The organism is Lysinibacillus sp. GW823-FHT02G10, assembly GCF_058797135.1.
In genome coordinates this window covers 100552-127481 of sequence record NZ_JBXAJI010000002.1, presented here as the reverse complement: position 1 = coordinate 127481, position 26930 = coordinate 100552, and the positions used below count along the sequence as shown (strand labels likewise).

Sequence of the window (26930 nt, the reverse complement as noted above, 5' to 3'; positions counted from 1 at the left end):
GAACTTGAATCCTATCGTCAATGATAAATTTTTATTGATTGAAAGCTTCCATAAATAAACAATTAATATAGGCAAACTAATACGAGCTATATAAAAATTAAACGGACCAAAAGTTATCCACAATGTTCTCTATCCACTATGAAAGCCTACACCATAGGAGATCACGGTGATTATCTCTATAAGAAGAGCGGAAAGCATAAAAATAAGGTAGGAAAAAAATATGTAGTTTAGTCATGGAAGCCCCCTGTGGTTTATGCTATACAATATATAACTCACATGACAATGAAAAGGTTTCAGAAATAGGGGCAAGGAAGAAATGCAGAAGAGGGTTTGAGGTTAAACAAAGGGAACCATTTGTCCCCTTGTTTTAACTAATAATTTCAGCATTTAAGTTATAGCGCTTATTAAACTCATCAACGAAAATTTGTAAATCAATATAGGTTCCAATATAAGGCTCTGTTTCTTGATCGCGTAAGAACCCACATGTTGCCTTTAGTGATTTTGAAAATTCCAATAACATTTGTTCGTTGTCAAGTTGTACATGAATCGCAAGAGAATGATCTTTTTTATTCACTTTAAAATACTTACCATCTATGATTCTCTCTAAATTAGTTTCTTGAAATGGAAAAACATAATCTTTATAAATGAGCTTCACAAGATCCCGCCTTTTTTACAATATTCGACTACATCTGTATAAAGTAAATCGCCACCAAAAATGGATAGCGCACTTCCAATGGTTACATGAAGTTTTCCGTGGGCTAATTGATTAAATTTTTCTAAGTCTTCGATTGAACGAACGCCACCTGCATAGGTAGTTGGAATAGATGTCCAGGCAGCTAAATCCTGTACCAAGCTTTCCTGCATACCACCCTTTTTTCCTTCAACATCGACAGCATGTATTAACAGCTCATCACAAAAGTCTTCAATATAGGCAATCGACGCAGCATTGACTTCGAAGTGACTAAATGTAGTCCATTTATCTGTCATGACAAACCACTTTCCGTCACGCATCTTACAACTGAGATCAATGACAAGGTGTTCTTTACCAATTAATTGATTTAAGCGCTTTAAACGCGCTAAATCGAGCTGACCATCATGAAAAATATAGGATGTGACAATGACATGCGAAGCACCTGCGTCTATATACTTTTGAGCATTGTCAGCCGTAATGCCACCACCTATTTGCAAGCCTTGAGGATAGGCTGTTAAAGCGGATAGGGCAGCTTCTTCATTACCAGAGCCTAGCATAATAACGTGTCCACCTTTTAAACGATCTTGGGCAAACATTTGTGCATAGTGGCTAGCGTCATGTTGAGAAATAAAGTTTTCTACAACTGCTTGATTTGTATATCCCAAAGTGCTACCTACAATTTGCTTTACTTTGCCATCGTGTAAATCGATGCAAGGTCTAAATTCCAATAATTTCACAATCCTTCCGTGCAACTAATTCATATTAATCATAGCATGGAACGGAGGATAAAGGCAGAGAATTGTCATTTGTCAAAATAATGTAATAATAACAAAGTGGATATATTTTTGTCTGCGATATTTTCATGTGGCTATGGTAAAATAAAAGGATTGAAAACTATAAGAAAGGACGGACCGAACATGACAGATCATTTAGATTTATTTGAACTCAATAAATTTTTTATACTCGGACGTCCGATCGTCTCTATCTTTCATAATGCGCAAAATATGTATTCGATTGTACGTGTGAAAATTCAAGAGACGAATTTGCAATATGAAGATAAAGAGATTATTGTTGTTGGTTATTTTCCCCCACTACAAATGGATGAACAATATCGATTTACTGGTATTTTAAAACAGCATCCTAAATACGGTGCTCAATTTCAAATTGAGACATTTACAAAAGAGGTACCTGCAACTGAGCAAGGAATTATTCATTATTTATCTAGTGACCTCTTCGTAGGGATCGGGAAAAAAACAGCTGAAACGATTGTTGAAAAACTAGGTGCTAATGCACTCCGTGTTATTTTAGAAGATCCTAGTGCCCTCGATGCTGTTCCGCGTCTATCCGCTGAAAAAAAAGAAGTCATTCACCGCACTATTGAGCAAAACTTAGGCTTAGAGCGGGTCATGATTCAATTGAATGAGTGGGGATTTGGTCCACAGCTTGGGATGAAGATTTATCAAACCTATCGAACAGAAGCCATTGAATTACTGACAGAAAATCCATACCGCTTGATTGAAGATGTGGAAGGGGTGGGTTTCTTTCGAGCCGACGAGCTAGGTGCGAAATTAGGTATAACTGGTAAACATCCTGATCGTGTCAAAGCAGCGATTTTACATATTTTAAATACAGCAGCTTTATCGGATGGACATGTTTATCTAGATGCAGAACAGGTTTTACCGCTCGTTAAGGAAATGCTTGAACAAAGCCAACGACAGGAGATACCATTCGAGGATATTTCTCAAGCCTGTATCAGACTCCGTGAAGAAGGCAAAATTTGTGGTGAAGAGACAAGGTTATATTTGCCATCACTCTATTTTTCGGAGGTAGGGATTGCATCGAAAATCTTATCGCTTATCGAGCGGAATAATAAGGCTGAACATTTTAGTAAAGATGAAATTCGAAAAGCCATTGGAGAAACAGAGGAGCTACTCAATGTTACCTATGCAGAAACACAAGCGAATGCCATCGAACAGGCTTTAAATTCAGCTGTTATGATTTTAACGGGTGGTCCTGGTACGGGGAAAACCACTGTTGTACGGGGAGTCGTAGAAGTTTATGCAAAGCTTCATGGGCTATCCTTAAATCCAAAAGAGTATGCTCAAAAAGAGGAGCCTTTTCCGATTATTCTTTGTGCGCCGACTGGACGTGCTGCTAAACGATTAGCCGAATCAACAGAGCTTCCTGCGATGACCATCCATCGACTGCTCGGTTTTACAGGGCAAGAAAAAGAGGAAGAAACAGAGCGGGAAGTAACAGGTAAGCTGATTATCGTGGATGAAATGTCAATGGTTGATACATGGCTTGCCCATCAATTATTAAAAGCTTTACATGAAGATGTTCAAGTTGTCTTTGTTGGAGATCAGGATCAGCTTCCACCAGTAGGTCCAGGACAGGTGTTAAAGGATTTATTAGCATCCAAGCAGCTACCAACTGTCGAGCTAACAGATGTTTACCGACAAGCAGAAGGCTCAACGATTATTGAACTTGCGCATCAAATAAAAAAAGGAACGATTCCACAAGAGTTAACAGCTAAAACCTCTGATCGTTCGTTTATTAAGGCTTCAGCAGACCAAGTTGCCAACGTTGTTACTCAAGTTGTCAAAAGTGCTGTCGCAAAGGGCCAGGAAATCCGTAATATTCAAGTGTTGGCGCCCATGTATAAAGGACCAGCTGGTATAGATAATTTAAATAAAATGATTCAAGAGCTTATTAACCCAAATGATACTGGCACACGAAAAGAGCTAGTCTTTGGGGATGTCACCTATCGAATAAAGGATAAAGTTCTTCAGCTTGTCAATCAACCTGAAAGCAATGTCTTTAATGGAGATATGGGTGAGGTCATTAGTATTATTAAGGCGAAAGAGACGATCGAAAAACAAGATTTACTGATCGTATCCTTTGATGGCATTGAAGTGACCTATCAACGAAGCGACCTCAATCAATTGACACTAGCTTATTGTTGCTCCATCCATAAATCACAGGGCTCTGAGTTTCAAACGGTCATTATGCCAGTGGTTAGAGGGTATTCCAAAATGTTACGGCGTAACCTTTTATACACAGGTATTACACGTGCTAAAAACTTTTTGATTTTATGCGGTGAACCAGATGTGCTTGCGGATGGTTTACAACGTACAGATGACCTTCAGCGTTTCACCTCTTTACGTGCAAGACTTAACCCAATGGAAATTGAGGAAGAACTTGTGGAAGTCGAGGCAGTGCCAGTAGAAAATGAAGGGATGCAGGAGCCGGTTTCCGTTGAACCAAAGCTAACAGTAGAAACAGCCCCTTATATTCATCCAATGATTGGTATGAATGATGTCTCTCCATATGATTTTTTGGATGACTAAAATATATATTCCCGATTAGACTGTCTAATCGGGTTTTTCTAATTGATGTATCGTCACCTAATATTTGGACATTTCATATACTAGATGAGTACAAAAACATAGGGAATGTATAGGGGTGACAGCATGCCAATAATGACAGGGCAGCAGTATATTGAACGAATTGATGCTTTAAAAACGTATATTTCGATAGATGGGAAAGTCGTGACAGGAAAGGTGTCAGAACATCCTGCCTTTAAAGGAATTATCCAGAGTCAAGCGAAACTTTTTGATTTACAACATCAAGAGGCACTTCTTGAAAAAATGACCTATGAATCGCCAACTAGTAAACAGAAAGTTGGCATGTCATTTCTTCAAGTATTGACGCCAGAAGATCTTGTGAAAAGGCGCCAAGCGGCAAGGGAATGGGCATTATCTTCTCAAGGCTTTATGGGGAGAAGCCCTGATTATATGAATACAACATTAATGGCCCTTGCATCAGCGTCAGATTTTTTAAAAGAGAAGCCAAATTGTTTCCCAGAGCATTTGCTGAAGTTCTATGAGTATGCTCGCGAGAATGATATTACGATGACACATACTTTTATCGAACCACAGGTAAATCGCAAGCGCTTTTACTATGAGGATGAAGAAGTAACCATTGCAGCTAAAATCATTGGGAAAACAAGTGAGGGCTTAGTCATTAAAGGGGCAAGATTACTAGCGACACAGGGTGGCATAACAGATGAACTTCTTGTTTTATCAACAAATGGCTATGATGAAGGAAAAGGTTTCGGGTTTTCTATTCCAAGTAACACGAAAGGCTTAAAGTTTTTATGTCGGCAATCATTTGTAGGGGGAGATTCTACCTTTGATTATCCGTTAAGTGCACGTTTTGAAGAAATGGATGCAATCGTTGTGTTTGAGGATGTAGTTGTCCCGTGGGAACGAGTATTTTATTACGAAAATGTTGAAGTGGCCAATCAATTTATGAATGTTAGTGGCTTCCAAGCGTATACTTTGCATCATGTGCTGTCACGTCAAATTGCTAAGACGGAATTCATCCTAGGGGTTGTACAAATGATTGTGGATTCCATAAATATTGGGGATTACCAACATGTCCATCAAAAAGTGGTAGATGTCATCGTAGCATTAGAAACGATGAAAGCATTGCAATTAAAATCAGAAATTGAGGCACAAAGGGATTCCTTTGGCTTTATCAGACCAGACCAATCCACATTACAGGTCGCTATTCATATCTTCCCGAAAGTATATCCTACCTTTACAGATATCATCCAGCAACTGGGAGCAAGTGGATTAATGTCCATACCGAGTGCAAAAGCATTTGCAACGGATGATGGGGATCTTGATCATTATCTGCAATCATTTCAAGACAAAGGGGAAGAGCGAGTAAAGAAATTCCGTTTAGCTTGGGATTTAACAATGAGTAGTTTTGGCACAAGACAGACATTGTATGAACGCTTTTTCTTTGGTGATCCTGTACGTTTATCTAGCTTACTCTATCAATCTTATCAACGAGAGCATTTAGTGCAAAGAGTGGAAGACTTTTTGAAAAATGATTGAAAGAAAGTTTGACAGTTGTGAAACTATCCGTTATCATTTACAGGAATAAAAAAATAAGACTCCCTTCGTTAGGTGAGGCTCCTATGCTGGAGATACGCTACTACCCAAAAATGTCGAGAGACGCCAATGGGTCAACAGAAATCATCGAAATAAGGTGTTTTTTAACGTAGCTGGACATATTCCTATGCCGCATAGTGCTAAAACTCAACGTTTGAAGGTAACAAGCATGCAATGTATTTTATTGCTATTTTTTTGATATGTGTATTCAACACGCCTTCATTCGTAGAAGGCGTGTTTTTGTTATGGAAGGAAGGTGATGAGAAATGGATAGTAGTCCTGAACCGAATAAGTATCATTTAGGCAAACGGAAACACATAAAAAGTCATCGATTTCTGATCACCGATGCAGACAAAGGGTGATTAAGGATGACCTTTTGTTTCCCTCAATAACAAACACGAGGTGAAATGCAATGATTAAAATCCACTATTATAATAGCAACAGTAAGACAGTCCAACATGATTTCAATATGATTGATTTACAACTCCCTATTCATAATGAAGATTTATTATGGGTAGATTTATATGCCTATAGTTATAATGAATTGAATAATATAGCTGATGTATTTGGCTTTCATCCACTAGCAGTTGAAGATTGCTTACATGAAGGCTCACGTCCAAAAATGGATAGTTATGGTGATTATAAATTTTTTGTGCTCCATGCACCAATTTATAATGAGAAAAGTAACAATGAAATTACAACCGTTGAGTTAAATATTTTTATGGGACCAAACTATATTGTGACTGTGCATAAGCAAAAGTTGCAATGGCTAGGAAAAATGGAAAATGTTTGTGTCAATAGCCCAAGATATTTGGAAAAGGGTACTGATTTTTTATTGCATACAATTATTGACGGTATTACAGACGAATACTTCCCAGTATTAGAACGAATTCGCGCACGTATAGATGAACTAGAAGAAGAAATTTATGATTATCAACCAAAAGTGGTGACAGAGGAATTTCTTGCATTGAAGCGGACAATTATTTTAATTCGTCAGGCCATTATGCCACAAAGAAGAATTTTTTCTACAATCAATGGCCAGTGGAAATTTGATATTCAAGAAGAAAATATTCCATTCTATAAAGATTTGAATGACCATCTAGAGCGTATTGTCGACTCCACAGAGACATATCGAGATTTAGTGAACAGCACGCTTGATACGTATTTTTCAATTATCAGTGGGAAATCCATTGAAAAGCTGAATTTATTAACGGTCATTTCGACAATTATGTTACCACTATCAGTAATTACTAGTTTTTTTGGAATGAATGTACCTTTACCTTATCAAGGTACCCCTTATACAACTATTGCAATTAGCGCCTTCTTAGTTATTTTTACATGGGGTATGTGGATATATTTCAAAAAAATGATTGCTTAGTTAGTGTTAGTCAGACTAGTACTAATTGACAGCGCAATAGATTTTTTTTATAATTTTCGATAGAAAAAGTAAAAACGATGATGGAAAAAGTACGTATTTGTGTGTGCACAAGAAAGGGATTTCTAGGCTGAAAAAATCCTCACAACAGCAAATGCCGAAAGCTACTCCAGAGTGCAGCTAATCCCTGCCGTTCACTGACGTTACAAGTGCTAAAGAGGTAAGTAAGGTTTTTACTTACAACTAGGGTGGTACCGCGAGACTAATGACAAGTCCTCGTCCCTTTTTGGGGATGAGGGCTTTTTTTATTTTCTTCGGTAAATCGCAGGATTCGTATCGTGATTTTACAATATAAAATAGGAGGAATTTATCCAATGAAAGCAGTAGATATTCGCCGTATGTATTTGGAATTTTTTAAAGAAAAGGGGCATCATCATGAGCCATCAGCTCCACTTGTGCCAATAAATGATCCATCACTTCTTTGGATCAACTCAGGTGTTGCAACTTTGAAACCATATTTTGATGGCCGTATTATCCCTGATAATCCACGTATTACAAATGCTCAAAAATCGATTCGTACCAACGATATTGAAAACGTTGGGAAAACAGCTCGACACCATACATTCTTTGAAATGTTAGGAAACTTCTCTATTGGTGACTACTTTAAAAAAGAAGCAATTCATTATGCTTGGGAGTTTTTAACAGATAAAAAATGGATGGGCTTTGATCCAGCGTTATTATCCATCACGATTCACCCAGAAGACCAGGAAGCATATGATGTTTGGCATCAGGAAATTGGTATTCCAGAAGAACGTTTAATTCGTTTAGAAGGGAACTTCTGGGATATAGGAGAAGGCCCATCTGGTCCGAACTCAGAGATTTTTTATGATCGCGGCGTAGAATACGGCTCAGATGAAAATGACCCTGAAATGTATCCAGGAGGAGAAAATGAGCGTTACCTAGAAATTTGGAACCTTGTGTTCTCTCAATTTAACCATAATCCTGATGGCACTTACACGCCACTACCAAAGCAAAATATTGATACAGGTATGGGCTTAGAGCGTATTGTGTCCGTCGTGCAAAATGTACCAACAAACTTTGATACTGATTTATTTATGCCAATTATTGAAAAAATTGAGGAGTTTGCCAATCGTAAATATAAACGACCTGGCGAAGTAGACTTAAATGAAATCTTTGGCTCAGATGAAGATATTAATACACCATTTAAAGTGATTGCAGACCATATCCGTACAGTAGCATTTGCTATAGGCGATGGTGCCCTGCCTTCAAATGAAGGCCGTGGCTATGTATTACGTCGCTTACTACGTCGTGCCGTTCGCTATGCTAAACAAATTGGTATTGAAAAACCATTTATGTTTGAACTTGTACCAACTGTGGGTAAAATTATGGAAGACTTCTATCCAGAAGTTACAGAGAAATGCGAATTTATTCAACGTGTCATTAAAAATGAAGAAATTCGTTTCCATGAAACATTAGATGGTGGTTTAGCTATCTTTAATGAAGTAGTGGAATCTCAAAAAGCAGCTGGTCATGATTACATCCCAGGAGCAGATGCTTTCCGTTTATATGATACTTATGGTTTCCCAATCGAGCTAACGGAAGAATATGCAGAGGAAGTAGGCATGAAAGTAGATCATGAAGGTTTTGAGGCAGCGATGGAAGAGCAACGTGAACGCGCGCGTGCTGCACGACAAGATGTTGATTCGATGCAAGTACAGAATGAAGTATTAGCAAACTTAACGGTTGCAAGTGAATTTGTTGGCTATGATACGTTAAGTGTTAATACTGAAATCGCTGCAATGATCGTCAATGGTCAAGTTGCGAAAGTCGCTTCGGAAGGTCAGGAAGCATTGGTTATTTTAGCGAAGACACCATTCTACGCTGAAATGGGTGGTCAAATTGCTGATAGTGGTACTATTTCAAATGATAGCTTTACGGCTGTTGTAAAAGATGTTCAAAAAGCACCGAATGGTCAACCGCTTCATACAGTAGTAGTTGAATCTGGAGAAATGCATGTGGAAGATGCAGTGCAAGCAGTGGTCAATCGTGATGACCGCAATTTAATCATTAAAAACCATACGGCAACACATATTATGCAACGTGCATTAAAAGATGTGCTAGGTGATCATGTGAACCAAGCTGGATCATATGTAGGACCTGATCGTTTACGTTTTGATTTCTCTCACTTTGGTCAAGTTACAAAAGAAGAATTACAGCAAATTGAACGTATTGTAAATGAAAAAGTGTGGGATGATATAGAGGTCGTTATTGAAGAAAAAGGTATTGATGAAGCAAAAGCAATGGGTGCTATGGCATTATTCGGTGAAAAATATGGAGATGTTGTACGTGTAGTATCCATCGGAGATTATTCGATTGAGCTATGTGGTGGTATCCATGTTAAACGCTCTTCTGAAATTGGCTTCTTTAAAATTGTTTCAGAGGGTGGTATCGGTGCAGGTACTCGTCGTATTGAAGCTGTTACAGGAAAAGTTGCTTATGAAGCAGTAAAAGAAGAAGAAGCATTATTAAATGATGCAGCGACATTATTAAAAGCAAATGCTAAAGATATTGTCACAAAAGTACAGGCATTACAAGCAGACTACAAAGAATTACAACGTGAAAACGAAGCATTATCTCAAAAAATCGCCAATGCACAGGCAGGGGCAGTTGTTGATGCCGCTCAAACAATTGGAGATGTGACAGTGCTATCTACAAAAGTGGAAGCGAAGGATAACAATCAACTCCGTCAAATGATGGATGACCTGAAAGCAAAAATGCCAAAAGCAGTCATTGTTCTTGGAGCAGTTGATGGTGAAAAAGTTATGCTATGTGCTGGTGTTTCAAAAGAATTAGTTGGTGGCAATTACCATGCAGGGAATATTGTGAAAATGGTTGCGGAAGCATGTGGTGGTAAAGGTGGCGGTCGTCCAGATATGGCGATGGCAGGTGCAAAAGATGCATCAAAACTTGATGAAGCACTACTTTCTGTGTATGATTATGTTAAATCCATTTAATTAATTCACCAAAACATGTTATAATAAAGAGAAATTGGAGATGAGCTTGTTTGCACATCTCCTTATTTCTGAAAGCGAGGTGCTGGTCATGAGTTCATTTGATCAAACGATGAAATTTAATTTTCCAGAAGAATCAATGGAACAGGAAGTCAAGCAGGTAATGTTGAAAGTTCATTCTTCATTAGAGGAAAAGGGATATAACCCTATCAATCAGATTGTTGGTTACTTACTTTCTGGTGATCCGGCGTATATTCCTCGCCATCAGGATGCTCGTAATTTAATTCGCAAGCTTGAGCGTGACGAAATTCTAGAGGAGCTTGTTAAATTTTATATCAAAAAGAATAACGAGGACTAGAAATGAGAATTATGGGATTAGACGTTGGGTCAAAAACTGTGGGTGTTGCTGTAAGTGATGCACTTGGTTGGACCGCCCAAGGTATTGAAACCGTAAAAATTGATGAAGCTAATGGTGAGTTCGGTATTGACCGTATCGCTGAGCTAGTAAAGGAATATACTATAACAGAATTTGTTGTAGGTTTTCCAAAAAACATGAATAATACGGTTGGACCGCGTGGAGAGGCTTCTGAGAACTATAAAAAGCTATTAGAAGAGCATTTCTCACTACCGGTCAAATTATGGGATGAACGTTTAACGACGATGGCTGCTGAACGTATGCTGATCGAAGCGGACGTGAGTCGCAAAAAGCGCAAGCAGGTCATTGATAAAATGGCAGCTGTGATGATTTTACAAGGCTACTTAGATAGCAAAAATTAATTGATGAGGTGACTATGCATGGCACACGAGCATAACCATGAAGAAGAATTACATGTTCAACACATTACAGTGATTGACGAAAACGGAAACGAGCAGCTTTGTGAAGTGATTCACGTTCATGAATCTCCAGAGTTTGGCAAATCATATGTGTTTTACTCAATGGTAGGCGCAGAGGAAGATGAAGATGGCTCAGTTGAAATCTTTGTATCTTCATTTGTACCATCTGAAAATGGTGAAGATGGTGAATTAACACCAATCGAAACTGAAGCAGAGTGGGATATGGTAGAGGACGTTTTAAACGCTTTAGAGGATGAAAACGAAGACTAATCTTCTAACTCAAAGCTTGGAACAAGGATCGCAGCTTGCAGTCCTTGTTCCTTTTTTATTGAAGCTTTTCTAATGTAGAAGGATTGTTAAATTGAAGAATGAATGCATTGTAAATGTGTGATTTTTATCCACAATTGTTGGGAAACGTTCATAAAGTTTGTGGATTCGCTTAGAAACCGCTCCAAGCCCCACTCCAAACATCGAGAACCTGCTCAAAGGTAGAGAAGAAATGCAGGGAAAACTTGCTCAAAATAGGAGAAGCTATTCTAAAGTGTCTAACCTCAAAAAAACGATTTAATAAATGACATCAAATTGTCATAAAGGAGGAAACAGAATGAATGAAGAAACGCAAGAATTTATGATCATTGGGAAAGATGGTAAGGAACAGCAGTGTCGTGTGGTCTTTACCTTTGATGCGGAGGACAAGTCCTATGTGTTATTTTCCCTTCTAGATGAAACCGGTCAAGAAATTCCAGGAGACCTTTCCGCGATGACTTTTGATTATGATGACAATACAGGTGAGATGACAAATTTACAGCCTGTTGAAACAGATGCCGAATGGGAAATGATTAATGAAGTGGTGTTAACATTACTTGATGAATTTGAAGAAGAACCACAGCTAATTACTGTGACAGACGAAGAAGGAAAAGATCAAGTGTGCGAAGTCATTCATACATTTTCATCTGAGCAATTCGGTAAATCGTATGTATTATATGTGCCAGCAACAGATGAACCGATTGATGAGCGTGATATTTTTGCAGCCCAATATATAGCTGGAAATGAAGGCCAGATTGAAGAGTTATACCCGATTGAGTCAGATGAAGAATGGGAATTTGTAGAAGAAGTATTAAACACTTTATAGGATAAACTATTTCTAGAATGCTCAAAAATCTGCTAACGAAAGTTGTTGGCAGATTTTTTACATATGTAATTTCTCCTGAATTGTCGATTTCTGTTTGTCGTGAAAGTTGATTTCTAGTATGATATTGAATAGTGATAGGGGGGAAACCCGTGGATAACGGTTCAAAAAAACAAGAAATGTTTTCAAAAATGCAAGAAAGAAAATCTGAGGTAAAAATGGTGAGAAAAATCGTCGCAATTATTGCCATTGTTTTCGTACTAATAATTGGAGTTGTTGGTTTATTTGGGTACAATTATGTAAAAGGTGCTTTAAAACCATTAGACCCTAATGCAACGAAAACAATTGCAGTAGAAGTACCAATTGGCTCTAGTTTGTCCTCCATTTCAACACTACTAGAGAAAAAAGGTGTCATTAAAGATGCACGTGTTTTTAAATACTATGCAAAATTTAAAAATGAATCACAATTTCAAGCGGGAAATTATGATTTAACACAGGCAATGACATTTGATGAACTCATTGAAAGCTTGAAAACAGGAAAGGTATATCGTAAGCCTGTCTTTACGATGACAGTCCCAGAAGGCTTAACACTTGAACAAATTGGGAAAGTGATTGAAAAGAAAACACCGTACACACAAAAAGAATTTATGGATCTTGTGACGAGTGACACATTTGTTCAGCAAATGATGGCTAATTATCCTGAGCTAGTTACAGAGGCTGTTTTAGCTGACAATATTCGCTATGACTTAGAGGGCTATTTATATCCAGCTACGTATTCTTATTATGAAGAAAAACCATCTTTACAAGCGATTGTAGAAGAGATGATAGCAGCCATGAACAATGTAGTGAAGAACTATAGTGATGTATTAGCTGAAAAACAAATGTCCGTACATCAGCTGTTAACATTTGCGTCATTATTGGAAGAAGAAGCGACTGCTCAAACGGATCGAGAGACTATTGCAAGTGTCTTCTATAATCGAATCAATGAAGGGATGCCACTCCAAACTGACCCAACCGTGCTCTATGCACTGGGTGATCACAAGGATCGTGTTCTATATGAAGATTTAGAAGTGGATAATGCCTATAACACTTACAAAAATAAAGGTCTACCACCTGGTCCAATAGCAGGTGCAGGTAAAACTTCGATTGAGGCATCATTAAATCCAAGTCAAACAGATTATTTCTACTTCCTAGCAGATAAAGAGGGTGTCAACCACTTCTCAAAAACCTATGATGAGCATTTGCAGAAGGTAGAAAAATATTTACGAAAAGAAGAGTAAACATATAGGAAGAACAAAAATCGTATAGCAAACAGATGGATAGAAGGAAAGAAAAATAGCTTTCCTTCTATTTTCATGCTATTATAAAGTGTGATTTTTGATCAATCCGTTCATTTATGCGGGACAAATATGCGTGGTGGCAATTGTTTGAGCATATCGAAGCAATTGCTCATTTTTGTATGGCAAAGTACCAAGACATCACGTTTGGTCTTTTTCTTTTTGTTGATAAATGATGAAGTACAGACAACGGCAAACGCTCGTTGCCTTTTAAATGAGGGTGGAAACAATGGAATTATCAGATGCATATATACAATCATTTATACAGCCACGTAATGAATTGCTTTTAGAAATGGAAGCATTTGCGGAGGAGCATCACGTACCGATCATGCAGCTAGCAGGTATTGATGCATTAAATCAACTTTTGCGTATTCAAAATCCGTCAAAAATTTTAGAGATAGGTACAGCAATTGGTTACTCTGCTATTCGTATGGCAGAGGCATTGCCTTATGTCCAAATTGTTACAATTGAACGTGATCAAGATCGTGTAGCAAGGGCAAAAGCCTATATTAAACGGTCGACTGTATCAGATCGAATTACGGTCATTGAGGGTGACGCTTTAGAAGTGGATGACGAGGCCATTAACACAACATTCGATGCGGTCTTTATTGATGCTGCAAAGGGACAATACCAACGCTTTTTTGAAAAATATGCACCTTTAGTAAAATCAGGTGGGGTATTGTATATCGATAATATGTACATGCATGGTTTGTCTGATTTAGAGTTGAAGGATGTTCCACGTCGTAAGCGAACAATGATTCGCAATTTAAAAAACTTCACGGATTGGATTATGCAGCACCCAGATTATACAAGTGCTTTTTTACCAGTCGGTGATGGTTTATTACTATGTTTGAAGAGGTGACTACTATGAAAAAACCAGAATTGCTTGTGACACCACAATCATTAGAACATATAAAAGCACTTTTAGTCGCTGGAGCAGATGCTTTTGTTATTGGTGAACAACAATTTGGTCTACGTCTAGCAGGAGAGTTCTCCGTTGAAGAAGTAGAAGAAGCGACAAAGCTTATTCATGAAGCGGGTAAAAAGGTATATGTTGCAGTCAATGCACTTTTCCATAATGAGAAACTAGAAGCACTTGCTGATTATTTAAATGAAATGCAACGTATCGGTGTGGACCGTTTAATCTACGGTGATCCAGCGGTTCTCATTATTCGTAGAGAGCAAGGTGTTACGATTCCGTTACATTGGAATCCAGAAACGACAGCTACAAACTGGTTTACGGCTAATTACTGGGGGAAACGTGGTGCAACGCGTGCCGTGTTAGCGCGTGAGCTTTCTCTTGATGAAGTATTAGAAATTAAAGAAAATACCGAAATGGAAATTGAAGTACAAGTACATGGCATGACATGTATGTTCCAATCAAAACGTCCATTACTCGGCCATTATTTCTTATATCAAGATAAAGTAATGGCTATTGAAAATCGCCAGGAAAATCGTAATATGTTCCTACATGATGATGAACGAAATAACAAATATCCAATATATGAAGATGTAAATGGTACACATATTTTCAGTCCAAATGATATGTGTATTATTGATGAACTAGGCGAATTATTTGAAGGTGGCATCGATGCTCTGAAAATTGAAGGTGTACTTCAAACGCCAGACTATGTAGTCGCGGTAACAGAAGCTTATCGAAAAGCGATCGATACGTATTTTGACGAATCAGAAGAGGCATATGAAGAAATAAAAGACGATTTATTAGCAAAAATTGAAGATATTCAACCAGCTATTAGACCATTAGATACGGGCTTTATCTTCAAGGAAACAGTTTACTAGGAGGGGACAATAACATGGCATTAGCGTTAGAGCAAAATGACAAAATCCGTGAGATTGTCAACGGTAAACGTGTCATTACAAAAAAACCAGAGCTACTTGCACCAGCTGGTAGCTTAGAGAAATTAAAAATAGCTGTCCATTACGGAGCAGATGCTGTATTTATCGGTGGGCGAGAGTTTGGTCTACGATCGAATGCGGATAACTTTTCAATTGAAGAGATGCGTGAAGGTGTAGAATTTGCCAATCAATATGGTGCGAAAATATATGTAACAACAAATATTTTTGCCCACAATGAAAATATGGATGGCTTAGAGCGTTATTTAAAGGATATTGAATCAGTGGGCGTAACTGGTATTATTGTAGCAGACCCGCTCATTATTGAAACATGTCGTACAGCAGCACCTAAGCTTGAAATTCACCTTTCTACTCAGCAATCATTGTCCAACTGGAAGGCCGTGCAGTACTGGAAAGAAGAAGGTTTACATCGTGTTGTATTAGCACGTGAAGTGGGCGGAGAAGAAATGAAGCTGATGAAGGAAAAGGTCGACATTGAAATTGAGGCCTTTGTTCATGGAGCAATGTGTATTGCCTACTCTGGTCGTTGCGTTCTTTCTAATCATATGACGGCTCGTGACTCAAACCGAGGGGGATGCTGCCAATCATGCCGTTGGGACTACGATCTATATGAATTAGAAGATGGTGAAGAAAAAGCACTTTTCGATGAGAGTCATGCACCATTTGCGATGAGTCCAAAAGATTTAAAATTAATTGAAGCGATTCCTCATATGATTGAGCTAGGTATCGACTCGTTAAAAGTTGAAGGTCGTATGAAATCCATTCACTATGTAGCGACAGTTGTTTCTGTGTACCGTAAAGTGATTGATGCTTATTGTGCAGATCCTGATAATTTTAAAATTAAACGTGAATGGCTAGAGGAATTAGACAAATGTGCTAACCGTGATACGGCTGAAGCATTCTTCCATGATGCACCTGGCTTTGAGGAGCAGATGTTTGGTGTGCATGGTCGTAAAACAACCTATGAATTTGCTGGACTTATTTTAGAGCATGATCCAGAGACAAAAATAGTGACAATGCAACAGCGTAATTATTTTAAACCTGGTGACGAAGTAGAATTCTTTGGTCCTGAAATTGAGAATTTCCGTTTAACAATGGGTGAAATTTGGGACGAGGATGGCAATAGCCTAGATGCAGCTCGTCATCCATTACAAATTGTGAAATTTAAATGTGATACACCATTGAAGCCGCATAACATGATGCGAAAGGAGAATAACTAATGGCAGTGAAGCGCCCTGTTGTCATCGGAATCGCAGGTGGCTCATGCTCGGGAAAAACGAGTGTGACGCGCGCCATTTATGATGTTTTCCGTGAGCATTCTGTTGTGGTAATTGAACAAGATTTTTATTATAAGGATCAAAGTCATTTAACATTTGAAGAACGTTTAGGAACTAACTATGATCATCCGTTAGCTTTCGATAATGATTTATTAATTGAGCACATAAAAAAGTTGCTAGTGCGTCAACCAATTGAAAAACCTGTGTATGATTACGTCCAGCATACAAGGGCAGAAGAAGTTATACATGTTGAACCAGTAGATGTTATTATACTAGAAGGTATTCTAGTCCTTGAGGATGCTGATTTACGTGATTTAATGGATATTAAATTATTTGTGGATACAGATTCAGATTTACGTATTATTCGCCGTATTATGCGTGATATTAAAGAGCGTGGACGTACAACGGATTCGGTGATTGAGCAGTATTTATCAGCGGTTCGACCGATGCATAATTTATTTATTGAACCAACAAAACGTTATGCTGATATCATTATTCCTGAAGGTGGGGATAATGAGGTGGCGATTGATTTAATGGTAACGAAAATTAAAACTATTCTTGAAACCGACAACGTATTGTAATAAGATAGAGTGGTATTGACAATATTTACATGCATATTTTGAAAAAGCATGCATACTATTAGGTCAAAGCGTAATTTGAAAACGTTTAAAAATAATAAAATTCGATTAAATGCATCTTCCGTGCATTTAGTCGAGTTTTATGTTTTTATATTGAAGAAACAAGGAGTGAAGGACTTTGGCAAATGAAAAACAGTACCCTATGACAGCTGAGGGAAAACGTAAATTAGAAGAAGAATTAGTAAAATTAGAAACTGAAACACGAAAAGAAATCGTTGAACGCATTAAAATAGCACGTGATTTTGGAGATCTTTCTGAAAACGCTGAGTACGATTCTGCTAAAGAAGAACAAGCCTTTTTAGAAGGTCGTATTTCAACATTAAAATCAATGATTCGCAATGCAGTGATTATTTCTGAAGACGAGACAGATAACAGTGTAGTATCACTAGGGAAAACGGTTACATTCGTAGAAATCATCAATGGTAAGCCATCAACAGATGAAGAATCTTATACAATTGTTGGTTCTGCTGAGGCAGATCCTATGGAATTCCGTATTTCGAATGAATCACCGATTGCAAAAGGTCTACTTGGTCGTGCTGAAGGTGAAGAGGTTGTCGTTCAAACACCTGGCGGCGAAATGAAAGTGAAAATTGTCTCAATTAAATAATATGACTATGTACAAGCAGTTAGCCTTTGGCTGACTGCTTGTACCATTTTTAGCGTGATAACTATGTAGTAAAATAGTGAGTAGAATTATTTTGCAAGTGCTGTCGAACTTGATAGAATATTGCCTAGAGAGGGGGAGACATTATGAGTGAACGACAAACTCGAAGTGGTCGTCATTTGCAGCCATCTCGTAATAAAAAGCTAGATAAACTATTGAATGTTCTAATTGGTGTTGTGGTTGTCCTCATTATTATCACAGCAACCTATGTGTTTAAATGGCAAGATGATGCAGATCAAGCAGTGAAAGAGGAACCCGTTCAAGAAGAACAGAGCGGTGATGATGAAAAAGAAGTAGAAAAAGAACCGACGGATGAAGAAAAAGAAGATCTTGCTGTAGAAGAAGATAAACCTTCAGAAGAAGAATCAGAACCTGAGACATCCCAGGAAGAACAAGGCACAGCAGAAGAATCAGCATCAGATAATCCTATTGTTGAGAAGGTCATCACGAATAAAAATTGGCAACCAACACCTACAACTCAAACAGGTCAGCATGTGTCTTCATATGACGACACGTCTGTAGACTGGGCTGAGAAAGTAGCAACAGTATCTACTGTGACAGGTATTGACCAAAGCAATATGATCATCTGGCGTATGCAAAATAATGGTGGTCCTAATTCATCCATTGCAACTGTTTCGACCAATGATAAATCTCAAATGTATCGTGTAAGCATGGAATGGGTTGATAATGAAGGGTGGAAGCCTGTGAAGCTAGAGCAACTAAATACATTAGAAGGCGCCTATTGACGAAAATCACTCTTTTGATTATTTTTAATAGAGTTGATAAAAGAAGGGAAGTAACAGTACATGAAAATTGCAGTAATTGGCGCAATGGAAGAGGAAGTGGAGCTTCTAAGAGCAGCATTAGACGATGCACACAGCACAACGATTGCAGGTAGTGAGTATACAACAGGAACTTTTGAAGGCAAGGAAGTCGTATTATTAAAAAGCGGTATTGGTAAAGTAAATGCTGCTATGTCTACGACAATTCTTTTACATGAGTTTAAACCAGATGTTGTCATTAATACAGGCTCTGCAGGTGGATATGATGAAGCTCTTGAGGTAGGCGCTGTCGTTATTTCTGATGAAGTTCGTCACCACGATGTGGATGTCACAATCTTTGGCTATGAAATTGGACAAATGGCTGGTATGCCAGCAGCATATAAATCAGATGAGAAATTGATGAAGGTAGCTGAGGAGGCTGTAAAGGCAGTTGGAGAGCACCAGTATGGCGTTGGTTTAATTTGCTCTGGGGATGCTTTTATGAATGATCCTGAACGTGTAGAGGCTGTTCGTCGCCATTTCCCTCAAATGAAAGCTGTAGAGATGGAAGCGGCTGCAGTTGCACAAGTTTGTTATCAATTTGCTACACCTTTTGTAGTCATTCGTGCATTATCAGATATTGCAGGTAAAGAATCGAATATTAGCTTTGATGAATTTTTACCAGTTGCTGCAAAACATTCGACACAAGTCGTATTAAAAGCAATTTCCTCACTATAAACTACACAGAATGGTCAAAATGTGTGGTTTATTCTGTGAGAAAAATCACAGTTGATACAAAAAACAAATGCTACACTGACATTAATAAATCTCTTCATAATAGAATGGGAGGCATTCATGATGTTATTTTTAACAGCAGGTGTAGTGATTATTACAACTTTAATAGGTACGTTGATTTCAGCAGAACTCTCTGAATCAGCACACTAGTATGACGGGAAAGCTCCTTTGCGACATAGTCATGTCGCAAAGGAGTTTTTTATATGCCATGAAATAGGCATATTCTTCTGCCATTGAAGGATTGAATTTTTTTCATAACCATTTTACAATATATTATTCAATAGTTTTTTGGTCTCGTTTATATAGTTGATAGAGTTTAATAAGTGCCCGTTTTTCAATGCGAGATACATAGCTACGTGAAATATTTAAGCGTGCTGCAATTTCCTTTTGCGTAAGTGCATCCTGTTGATTTAAGCCATAACGGAGTGTCACAATTTCGAGCTCACGTTCATCGAGCATATGCAAATAGTGGTATAGTTGTGCTACATGCTCTTTATGCTCTAGCTTCTCTGTGGCACTTTCTTCATCACACTGAAGTAAATCGCGAATTTGCAGTGCGTTCCCATCTTTATCAGTTCCAATCGGCTCAAATAGCGAAACGTCTTTTTGCACTTTCTTTTGGGTGCGTAGATGCATTAAAATCTCATTTTCAATGCAACGAGCTGCATATGTGGCAAGCCTAGTTTTTTTATCAGGGGTATAGCTCTCAACGGCTTTCATTAGTCCAATTGTTCCAATAGAAATATAATCATCGAGTTGCTCATGTTTTGGATGGAATTTTTTAACGACATGTGCGACAAGCCTCATATTACGTTCTATTAGATCAAGACGCGCCTGCTCATCGCCACCTAAAAATCGTTCAATACAAGCAGCTTCCTCTTCTTTTGAAAAGGGTTTATGGAATGTTTGCCCCTTTAAATAGCCAAGCAACGCAGGGATTTCAAGCCATAACTGCAACATCGATGTAAAAATTCCGCTCATTGAATGATTTCATCCTTTCCCCATTTTTCGACAGTATATGTTTAAAAGCCGTGGGAAATGAAAAAAGTGCAACAGCAAATGTGCTGTTACACTTTTTTTAACGTAAATGTACTAATCATGAGTAAAGCTAAAATGGGGAAAAGGAAAAGATAAAATGCCGGATGGAACGTATAAGCTGCGAAATACGTTAAAGTTAAGAACGTACCTGCGGCTGTAATTGGTAAACCTGTGAAATAACCGTTCGCTTCGCTAATATTGAAGCGAGCTAAACGCATCGCGCCACAGACGATAAATAATACGGCCATCATCATGCCGACAAAACCAAAATCAACTAGAACAACTTCATACATTAATAATGCAGGCGCCACACCAAATGATATAATATCACTCATAGAATCTAATTGTTTACCTAATTCTGACACTTGTCCGAGCGCTCTCGCTACCTTACCATCGTAGCGATCAAGAAGAGCTGCTATAAAGATAAACAAGACACTATAGCTATAGTATTCATGTAGAGTGGCCATAATAGCCGCGCCTCCAAAGGACATATTACTAATTGTTATGAAGTTAGCTGCGTGCGATTTCATTTTCTTAACCGTGGTATCCACCAACTTGTGATAAAAAAACAAGGGGGATCACTCCTTTGCACTTAAGATATTGTACCATTATACTTCGAATGCGAAAAAATTGACAGTCTAAATTAATGGATAGGGGTTTTACTGTATGAAAGAAAAACTATATCAACGCTTGATAGAACTAACGAATGGTAAGCAATCTTCCCATCTTTTGCAGACAATAGCAAAAGCGAAGTGGAGTAAACGTATAATACCAAGCTACATGAAGTTATACGATATTAACCTTGAAGAAGTTTCAAAAAAACAACAACAATTTTCATGTTTACATGATTTTTTTACAAGAGAACTTATTGAAGAAGCTCGACCTATTGAAAAAAATCCAACTGTCTATGCCAGCCCAGTGGACGCAAAAGTGGAATCCTTTGGACGTATTGAATGGGATATGACATTTCTTGTGAAGGGTAAGCCTTATGCATTACAAGATTTACTCGGCAATACAGAACGAGCTGCACAATATGCAGACGGACATTTTATTGTTTTTTATTTAAGTCCTGCTGATTACCATCGTATCCATAGCCCGATAGATGGAGAAGTCTTACGACAATATACACTTGGTCAGAAATCTTATCCTGTGAATCAGTTAGGTCTTACATACGGTAAAAAACCAATTTCTCATAATTATCGTTTAGTGACTGAGCTGAAAGCAGCAAATAATCAGCATGTTGCATTTATCAAAGTAGGTGCAACCTTTGTGAATTCCATTGTACTTACCAATACAACAACGAAATGGCAGAAAGGGCAGGAAGTTGGTTATTTCTCATTTGGTTCCACTGTTGTGATGCTGTTTGAAAAGGATACAATTAAATTTACGGATAATGTTGTAAAAGGAAGCCCAATTCGAATGGGTGAAGCCTTTGCAAATATGCTATAATGGTCGAATAATACGTTAAGATTAGGGGTCGCTATTTTGTATAATTTTTTATTACCGAACGAATTTGTGACGAATATTTTTGAAATTACGCCGGAAAAGTTACAAGAATTAGGGATTAGAGGAATCATTACGGATTTAGATAATACGCTTGTTGAATGGGATCGTCCAGATGCAACAGAAGAGCTAATCATTTGGTTACGCATTATGAAAGAATCAGGTATTCGTGTTATTATTGCGTCAAATAACAAGGAAGCTCGTGTAAAGCATTTTGCTGAGCCGTTAGGTATCCCTTATATTCACAAGGCGAAAAAGCCGCTTCGTAATGCTTTTTATAATGCACTGATTCAACTAGGCTTACGTCCAAATGAAGTAGTAATGGTAGGAGATCAACTCCTTACGGATGTAATGGGCGCAAATCGCTTAGGCTTACACACAGTGCTCGTGAAGCCTGTTGCACAATCAGATGGGCTTGTAACAAAATTGAATCGTTTCATTGAACGTCGCGTATTTAATGATTTGAAACGAAAAGGAATTATAACTTGGGAGGAACAAGAATGATTGAAATGCCAAATTGTATTGGCTGTGGTACAACAATTCAAACAGAAGATAAAACAGCAGTTGGGTATGCACCCCCATCATCATTAGAAAAGGATGTGGTCATTTGCCAGCGTTGCTTCCGTTTGAAAAATTACAATGAAATTCAACCAGTATCGTTAACAGATGACGATTTTTTACGTATTTTAAATGGTCTTGGCACACAGCAAGGCTTAATCGTAAAAATTGTTGATATATTTGATTTTAATGGAAGCTGGCTACCAGGGCTTCATCGTTTTGTAGGGAAGAATCCTGTCCTATTGATTGCCAACAAAGCTGATTTATTACCAAAGTCTGTGAAGCCAAAAAAAGTTATCAACTGGCTGAAACGTGAAGCAAAGGCTCTTGGACTACAGCCTATCGATGTCCTATTAGTCAGTGCCCATAAAGGCAAAGGGATGGCAGAAGCAATGGAAGCCATCGATGAATATCGTAAAGGACAAAATGTATATGTTGTTGGCTGTACAAATGTTGGAAAATCTACGTTCATTAACCGAATTATTAAGCAGGCAACAGGTGAGGGTGAAGTGATTACAACCTCACATTTCCCAGGTACTACTTTAGACATGATTGATATTCCATTGGATGATGGTAGTGCATTATATGATACGCCAGGTATTATTAATCATCATCAAATGGCTCATCATATTGATGCCAGTGAATTAAAATATATTATGCCGAAAAAAGAAATTAAGCCGAAAGTCTATCAACAAAATGCTGGGCAAACTCTATTTATTGGTGCATTAGCAAGATTTGATTTTATTCAGGGTGATCGTTCTGCCTTTACCATCCATGTGGCAAATGATTTACCAATTCATCGTACAAAGCTTGAGAAGGCAGATGCGTTATATGAAGAGCATAAAGGAGAATTATTGGCACCCCCAACTGCGGACTTTATCGACCAGTTACCACCATTGGTTCGTCACGAATTTTCCATCAAAGAAGCGAAAACAGATGTAGTATTTTCTGGACTTGGCTGGATTACCGTTCAACATGCGAATGTAGTAGTAGCAGCTTACGCACCAAAAGGTGTACAAGTTTCAATTCGTCCTTCGCTGATCTAAATGGAGGACATAGTAGAGAGAGGGACTAGGAAATGAAGAAATGGTTTGCAGTTATGGGTGATCCAATTGAACATTCAAAATCACCTGCCATGCACAATGCTTGGTTTGAGGACATGTCAATTGATGCGACATATATTCCTTTACATGTAACGCCTGATCAATTAGAATCTGCTGTTGCTGGTTTGAAGACATTAGGGGCAAGTGGCTGGAACGTGACCATTCCTCATAAAACAGCAATCATTCCGTATCTAGACGAGCTAGATGAGCTGGCACAAAAAATGGGCGCAGTGAATACAGTCGTACGAACAACAGAAGGAAAGCTGAAAGGCTATAATACAGATGGTATTGGATTTGTTCGATCACTGGAAGAAGCCGTTGGGGTTTTTCATAAAGACAAGCCTGTATTACTTGTTGGTGCTGGAGGTGCTGCTCGAGGCATTGCCTTTGCTATGCAGCAACAAGGCTATCGTCATGTAACCATCGCCAATCGTACGGTGACGAATGCTCAAATGATTATTGATGAAATGGGTATGGGACGTGCCATTTCATTACAACAAGCGGAAGAAACGCTAGCTGATTTCAGCATTATTGTGCAAATGACATCAGCTGGCCTTTCCACGGGCAATTTTTCAATGCCATTTTCATTAGATCGGCTGATGAAAGAAGCAATTGTTGCGGATATTGTGTATAATCCATTAATGACGCCTTTTTTACAAGCGGCTGAAGAAAAAGGAGCAACGATTGTCACTGGCTTAGGAATGTTTGTCCATCAAGGAGCCATCGCTTTTGAACACTGGTTAGGAAACTATCCAAATACAAATTCAATGATTGCGCAACTGAAGGCGCAATTAGGAGGAAACTAATTTTTATGTTAACAGGTAAACAGAAACGTTTTTTACGTGCAGAAGCACACCATTTAACACCTATTTTCCAAGTGGGAAAAGGTGGCGTTAATGATGAAATGACAAAGCAAATTCGCGAGGCATTAGAAGTACGTGAATTGATTAAAGTACGTATTTTAGATAACTGTGAAGAGGATAAACATGAAGTCGCAGAAGCATTAGCCACAGGCGCTCATGCGGAGCTTGTCCAATTAATCGGTCTGACAGTTGTTTTATATAAAGAGTCACGCAATCATAAAAAGATTGTATTACCAAAAGTAACGAAATAAGGTGAGACGATGAAAAGGGTCGGTTTACTTGGAGGTACATTTAACCCACCACATATGGGTCATCTTTTAATGGCAAATGAAGTATTTCATGCGCTAGAACTTGATGAAATCCGCTTTATGCCTAATGCCATCCCACCACATAAGAATGCACGTTTTGATGCTAGTAATGTTGAACGACTTGAAATGGTAAAACGTGCGATTCGTCCATTTCCTTATTTTTCAGTAGAGTCGTATGAGCTTGAGAAGGGTGGCGTATCCTATTCCTATGAGACACTTTCTGCATTGTGTAGAAGAGAGCCGAATGTGAAATTTTACTTTATCATCGGTGGCGATATGATTGATTCGCTACATACATGGCATTGTATAGATGATTTAGTGAAACTTGTTCAGTTTGTCGGAGTAAAGCGTCCAGGGACAGCCGCGGCAACAGAGTACCCTATACGTATGGTGGAAATACCTCAAATCGATTTATCGTCCACACTGATTCGTGAACGCCTGGCTACAGGAGGAACGGTTACATTTCTACTACCAGAAGCTGTAGAGACGTTCATACGAGAGGAAGGTCTTTATGGAACGCGAACAGTATTTAGCGGTGATTAAGCCAAGAATGCCTGAAAAACGTTATATTCATACAGTCGGAGTGATGGAAACGGCCATCAACCTAGCTCATAAATATGGCGAGGACGTAAAAAAAGCTGAAACAGCAGCTATCCTCCATGATATTGCTAAATATGCTGATATTGAGTGGATGGAAAATATCGTTCGTGATGAAAAATTAGATGAAAGACTAATTGGATGGGGTAGTGAATTACTACATGGTCCAGTAGGTGCATATATAGCACAAAGTGAGTTTGGTATCACAGACGAAGAGCTGTTGAATGCTATTCGTTTCCATACAACTGGGCGGGCTAATATGAGCCGTTTAGAAAAAATTATTTTTGTCGCAGATATGATTGAACCGAACCGTCGATTTGATGGAGTTGATCGTCTGCGCAAAAAAGCACAAAAAAATTTGGATAAGGCGATGAGTGCATGTGTACGCCATACTTTGGCATTTTTAATTGACACAAAGCAGCCGATTTATCCTTTATCTATAGAATGTTATAACGATATGATGAACAGAGAGGATAGTGAAGGATGACTTCAACTTTATTACAAGCAGCGTACAAAGCAATTGACGACAAACATGGTGAGGATATTGTCGTTTTAAATATGCAAGGAATTTCCCTTTTAGCAGATTATTTTATCATTGCTCATGGTAACTCAGATCGCCAAGTGCAAGCCATTGCACGCGAATTACAGGATGTAGCTGAACAACAAGGCTATGAAATTCGCCGTGTCGAAGGATTTGATGGAGCTCGTTGGGTACTAGTTGACCTAGGCGATGTTGTGGCACATGTATTCCATAAGGATGAGCGTGCTTATTATAATTTAGAGCGTCTTTGGGGCGATGCACCGCAACTAGACATGCCAGAGGCCTAAGTGAGTTACGAACGCTTTGCTCATGTCTATGATGAGCTGCAAACGGATATTCCTTACAATCTTTATGTAGATTGGGTTGTACAGCATGCACCAAGCAGCCAGTACCCAAAACTGTTGGATATTGGTTGTGGCACTGGTGTACTTAGCTTGTTATTTGCAAAGTCTGGTTATCAAGTCAGTGGAATCGATTTATCAGAAGAGATGCTGTCCATTGCCGCAGAACGCTTTGCTGGTGCAGGCTACCATGCACCATTATACTGTATGTCTATGGTCGAACTAGATGGATTTGAGGAAATCGATGTTGTCACAATCACAATTGATTCCTTGAATTATGTGGTAGAGGAGCACTCTGTTTATACGACATTAGAACGTATCTATGCGGCGTTGCGTGATGGAGGTCAGCTGTTTTTTGATGTTCACTCGTTATTTAAAATGAATGAGATTTTTTTAGATGGTCCGTTCACATATGATGATGGTGACATTAGTTATATATGGCATACGGAGCCTGCCGACTTTGAACATTCGGTTATTCATCAAATGACCTTTTATGTACGAGATGACGCAAGTGAATTATATGAACGCTTTGATGAGGAGCACGTGCAACGTACTTACACTATCGAGCAGTATATGGCTTGGTTGCATGCCATCGGTTTTAGTCATGTGGAAATTACAGCAGACTTTACAGATGAGGCACCTGATGAGGAAAGTGAACGCATTTTTATTCGTGCGCTGAAATAAAGAAAAGGGAGCTACACTGTGT

The 26930-nt window shown here is 38.4% G+C and carries 30 protein-coding genes, 1 riboswitch and 1 other annotated feature; of the genes, 26 read left to right on the top strand and 4 right to left on the bottom strand.

What is annotated here, in order from left to right; all coding sequences use genetic code 11:
• Positions 1–367: 367 nt before the first annotated feature.
• Together AC1RFD_RS10565 and hisA are read right to left on the bottom strand one after the other, a co-directional pair.
• A complete protein-coding gene (locus AC1RFD_RS10565; RefSeq protein WP_048392136.1) occupies positions 368–655 on the bottom strand; it encodes a hypothetical protein in 288 nt (95 codons plus the stop codon).
• Positions 652–1419 (bottom strand): phosphoribosylformimino-5-aminoimidazole carboxamide ribotide isomerase, encoded by a 768-nt coding sequence (hisA, locus tag AC1RFD_RS10560; protein ID WP_492474886.1) that lies wholly within the window; start codon positions 1417–1419, stop codon positions 652–654. The genes AC1RFD_RS10565 and hisA overlap by 4 nt, the downstream gene beginning before the upstream one ends.
• A 189-nt stretch (positions 1420–1608) precedes the next feature.
• Between hisA and recD2 the strand changes: the two genes are divergently transcribed.
• From recD2 to AC1RFD_RS10475, 17 genes are all read left to right on the top strand, one after another.
• The gene (recD2, locus tag AC1RFD_RS10555) at positions 1609–4041 is read left to right on the top strand and encodes an SF1B family DNA helicase RecD2 (RefSeq protein ID WP_054550060.1); all 2433 of its coding nucleotides are present in this window, start codon (positions 1609–1611) and stop codon (positions 4039–4041) included.
• Positions 4042–4164: 123 nt separating this feature from the next.
• Entirely contained in the window at positions 4165–5598 is a 1434-nt protein-coding gene (hpaB, locus tag AC1RFD_RS10550) for a 4-hydroxyphenylacetate 3-monooxygenase, oxygenase component (RefSeq protein WP_115674135.1), read from the top strand.
• Positions 5599–5655: 57 nt separating this feature from the next.
• Positions 5656–5821, top strand: a riboswitch (M-box (ykoK) riboswitch).
• A 246-nt stretch (positions 5822–6067) separates the two neighbouring features.
• Positions 6068–7033, top strand: coding sequence for a magnesium/cobalt transporter CorA (gene corA / locus AC1RFD_RS10545; protein WP_492474885.1), 966 nt, complete (start codon positions 6068–6070; stop codon positions 7031–7033).
• A gap of 68 nt (positions 7034–7101) precedes the next feature.
• Positions 7102–7317: a binding site (T-box leader), on the top strand.
• An 87-nt stretch (positions 7318–7404) separates the two neighbouring features.
• Entirely contained in the window at positions 7405–10065 is a 2661-nt protein-coding gene (gene alaS / locus AC1RFD_RS10540; protein WP_269897568.1) for an alanine--tRNA ligase, read from the top strand.
• Positions 10066–10153: 88 nt separating this feature from the next.
• Complete coding sequence (locus AC1RFD_RS10535) at positions 10154–10420, top strand: IreB family regulatory phosphoprotein (RefSeq protein ID WP_004226839.1); 267 nt, start codon at positions 10154–10156, stop codon at positions 10418–10420.
• A 2-nt stretch (positions 10421–10422) separates the two neighbouring features.
• The gene (gene ruvX / locus AC1RFD_RS10530; RefSeq protein ID WP_004226840.1) at positions 10423–10839 is read left to right on the top strand and encodes a Holliday junction resolvase RuvX; all 417 of its coding nucleotides are present in this window, start codon (positions 10423–10425) and stop codon (positions 10837–10839) included.
• Between the two features lie 18 nt (positions 10840–10857).
• Positions 10858–11166 (top strand): DUF1292 domain-containing protein, encoded by a 309-nt coding sequence (locus AC1RFD_RS10525; RefSeq protein WP_004226842.1) that lies wholly within the window; start codon positions 10858–10860, stop codon positions 11164–11166.
• 334 nt (positions 11167–11500) lie between these two features.
• Positions 11501–12028, top strand: a complete 528-nt coding sequence (locus AC1RFD_RS10520; protein WP_048392142.1) for a DUF1292 domain-containing protein — start codon at positions 11501–11503, stop codon at positions 12026–12028.
• Positions 12029–12177: 149 nt separating this feature from the next.
• The gene (gene mltG / locus AC1RFD_RS10515; RefSeq protein WP_048392143.1) at positions 12178–13305 is read left to right on the top strand and encodes an endolytic transglycosylase MltG; all 1128 of its coding nucleotides are present in this window, start codon (positions 12178–12180) and stop codon (positions 13303–13305) included.
• Between the two features lie 286 nt (positions 13306–13591).
• The gene (locus AC1RFD_RS10510) at positions 13592–14224 is read left to right on the top strand and encodes an O-methyltransferase (RefSeq protein ID WP_054550064.1); all 633 of its coding nucleotides are present in this window, start codon (positions 13592–13594) and stop codon (positions 14222–14224) included.
• A 5-nt stretch (positions 14225–14229) separates the two neighbouring features.
• Positions 14230–15162 (top strand): peptidase U32 family protein, encoded by a 933-nt coding sequence (locus AC1RFD_RS10505; RefSeq protein ID WP_115674133.1) that lies wholly within the window; start codon positions 14230–14232, stop codon positions 15160–15162.
• A 14-nt stretch (positions 15163–15176) separates the two neighbouring features.
• Positions 15177–16457 carry a peptidase U32 family protein gene (locus tag AC1RFD_RS10500; RefSeq protein ID WP_054550066.1) on the top strand — a complete coding sequence of 427 codons (1281 nt, stop codon included), beginning with the start codon at positions 15177–15179 and terminating at the stop codon, positions 16455–16457.
• A complete protein-coding gene (udk, locus tag AC1RFD_RS10495) occupies positions 16457–17095 on the top strand; it encodes a uridine kinase (protein ID WP_004226858.1) in 639 nt (212 codons plus the stop codon). Before AC1RFD_RS10500 ends, udk begins: the two co-directional genes overlap by 1 nt.
• 175 nt (positions 17096–17270) lie before the next feature.
• Complete coding sequence (greA, locus tag AC1RFD_RS10490; RefSeq protein ID WP_016994160.1) at positions 17271–17759, top strand: transcription elongation factor GreA; 489 nt, start codon at positions 17271–17273, stop codon at positions 17757–17759.
• A gap of 143 nt (positions 17760–17902) precedes the next feature.
• On the top strand, positions 17903–18562 hold the full coding sequence (locus tag AC1RFD_RS10485; protein WP_048392147.1) for a YrrS family protein: 660 nt from the start codon (positions 17903–17905) through the stop codon (positions 18560–18562).
• Positions 18563–18622: 60 nt separating this feature from the next.
• Complete coding sequence (gene mtnN / locus AC1RFD_RS10480; RefSeq protein ID WP_016994157.1) at positions 18623–19315, top strand: 5'-methylthioadenosine/S-adenosylhomocysteine nucleosidase; 693 nt, start codon at positions 18623–18625, stop codon at positions 19313–19315.
• 51 nt (positions 19316–19366) lie between these two features.
• Complete coding sequence (locus AC1RFD_RS10475) at positions 19367–19522, top strand: hypothetical protein (protein ID WP_026023469.1); 156 nt, start codon at positions 19367–19369, stop codon at positions 19520–19522.
• A gap of 123 nt (positions 19523–19645) precedes the next feature.
• Here the strand turns inward: AC1RFD_RS10475 and sigK are convergent, their stop codons facing one another.
• Both sigK and pssA read right to left on the bottom strand, forming a co-directional pair.
• Entirely contained in the window at positions 19646–20353 is a 708-nt protein-coding gene (sigK, locus tag AC1RFD_RS10470) for an RNA polymerase sporulation sigma factor SigK (protein WP_004226867.1), read from the bottom strand.
• Positions 20354–20439: 86 nt separating this feature from the next.
• Positions 20440–20940, bottom strand: coding sequence for a CDP-diacylglycerol--serine O-phosphatidyltransferase (pssA, locus tag AC1RFD_RS10465; RefSeq protein WP_048392670.1), 501 nt, complete (start codon positions 20938–20940; stop codon positions 20440–20442).
• A 136-nt stretch (positions 20941–21076) separates the two neighbouring features.
• Here pssA and AC1RFD_RS10460 point away from each other — a divergent pair, with 136 nt between their 5' ends.
• Genes AC1RFD_RS10460 through AC1RFD_RS10420 form a run of 9 tightly spaced genes read left to right on the top strand, consistent with a single transcriptional unit; the run spans position 21077 to position 26908 of the window.
• Positions 21077–21859 carry a phosphatidylserine decarboxylase gene (locus AC1RFD_RS10460; protein WP_048392148.1) on the top strand — a complete coding sequence of 261 codons (783 nt, stop codon included), beginning with the start codon at positions 21077–21079 and terminating at the stop codon, positions 21857–21859.
• 36 nt (positions 21860–21895) lie between these two features.
• Positions 21896–22417 (top strand): YqeG family HAD IIIA-type phosphatase, encoded by a 522-nt coding sequence (locus AC1RFD_RS10455; protein ID WP_016994153.1) that lies wholly within the window; start codon positions 21896–21898, stop codon positions 22415–22417.
• Positions 22414–23517: a ribosome biogenesis GTPase YqeH gene (gene yqeH, locus AC1RFD_RS10450; RefSeq protein WP_131520521.1), complete on the top strand. Its 1104-nt coding sequence runs from the start codon at positions 22414–22416 to the stop codon at positions 23515–23517. The genes AC1RFD_RS10455 and yqeH overlap by 4 nt, the downstream gene beginning before the upstream one ends.
• Positions 23518–23549: 32 nt before the next feature.
• Positions 23550–24380: a shikimate dehydrogenase gene (aroE, locus tag AC1RFD_RS10445; protein WP_131520522.1), complete on the top strand. Its 831-nt coding sequence runs from the start codon at positions 23550–23552 to the stop codon at positions 24378–24380.
• A gap of 5 nt (positions 24381–24385) precedes the next feature.
• Positions 24386–24688: a ribosome assembly RNA-binding protein YhbY gene (gene yhbY, locus AC1RFD_RS10440; RefSeq protein ID WP_048392151.1), complete on the top strand. Its 303-nt coding sequence runs from the start codon at positions 24386–24388 to the stop codon at positions 24686–24688.
• A 9-nt stretch (positions 24689–24697) separates the two neighbouring features.
• Positions 24698–25288 carry a nicotinate-nucleotide adenylyltransferase gene (locus AC1RFD_RS10435; protein WP_048392152.1) on the top strand — a complete coding sequence of 197 codons (591 nt, stop codon included), beginning with the start codon at positions 24698–24700 and terminating at the stop codon, positions 25286–25288.
• Positions 25257–25829: a bis(5'-nucleosyl)-tetraphosphatase (symmetrical) YqeK gene (gene yqeK, locus AC1RFD_RS10430; RefSeq protein WP_103118467.1), complete on the top strand. Its 573-nt coding sequence runs from the start codon at positions 25257–25259 to the stop codon at positions 25827–25829. Before AC1RFD_RS10435 ends, yqeK begins: the two co-directional genes overlap by 32 nt.
• Positions 25826–26170 carry a ribosome silencing factor gene (gene rsfS, locus AC1RFD_RS10425; protein WP_004226890.1) on the top strand — a complete coding sequence of 115 codons (345 nt, stop codon included), beginning with the start codon at positions 25826–25828 and terminating at the stop codon, positions 26168–26170. Before yqeK ends, rsfS begins: the two co-directional genes overlap by 4 nt.
• Entirely contained in the window at positions 26171–26908 is a 738-nt protein-coding gene (locus AC1RFD_RS10420; RefSeq protein WP_115674130.1) for a class I SAM-dependent DNA methyltransferase, read from the top strand.
• Positions 26909–26930 lie beyond the last annotated feature (22 nt).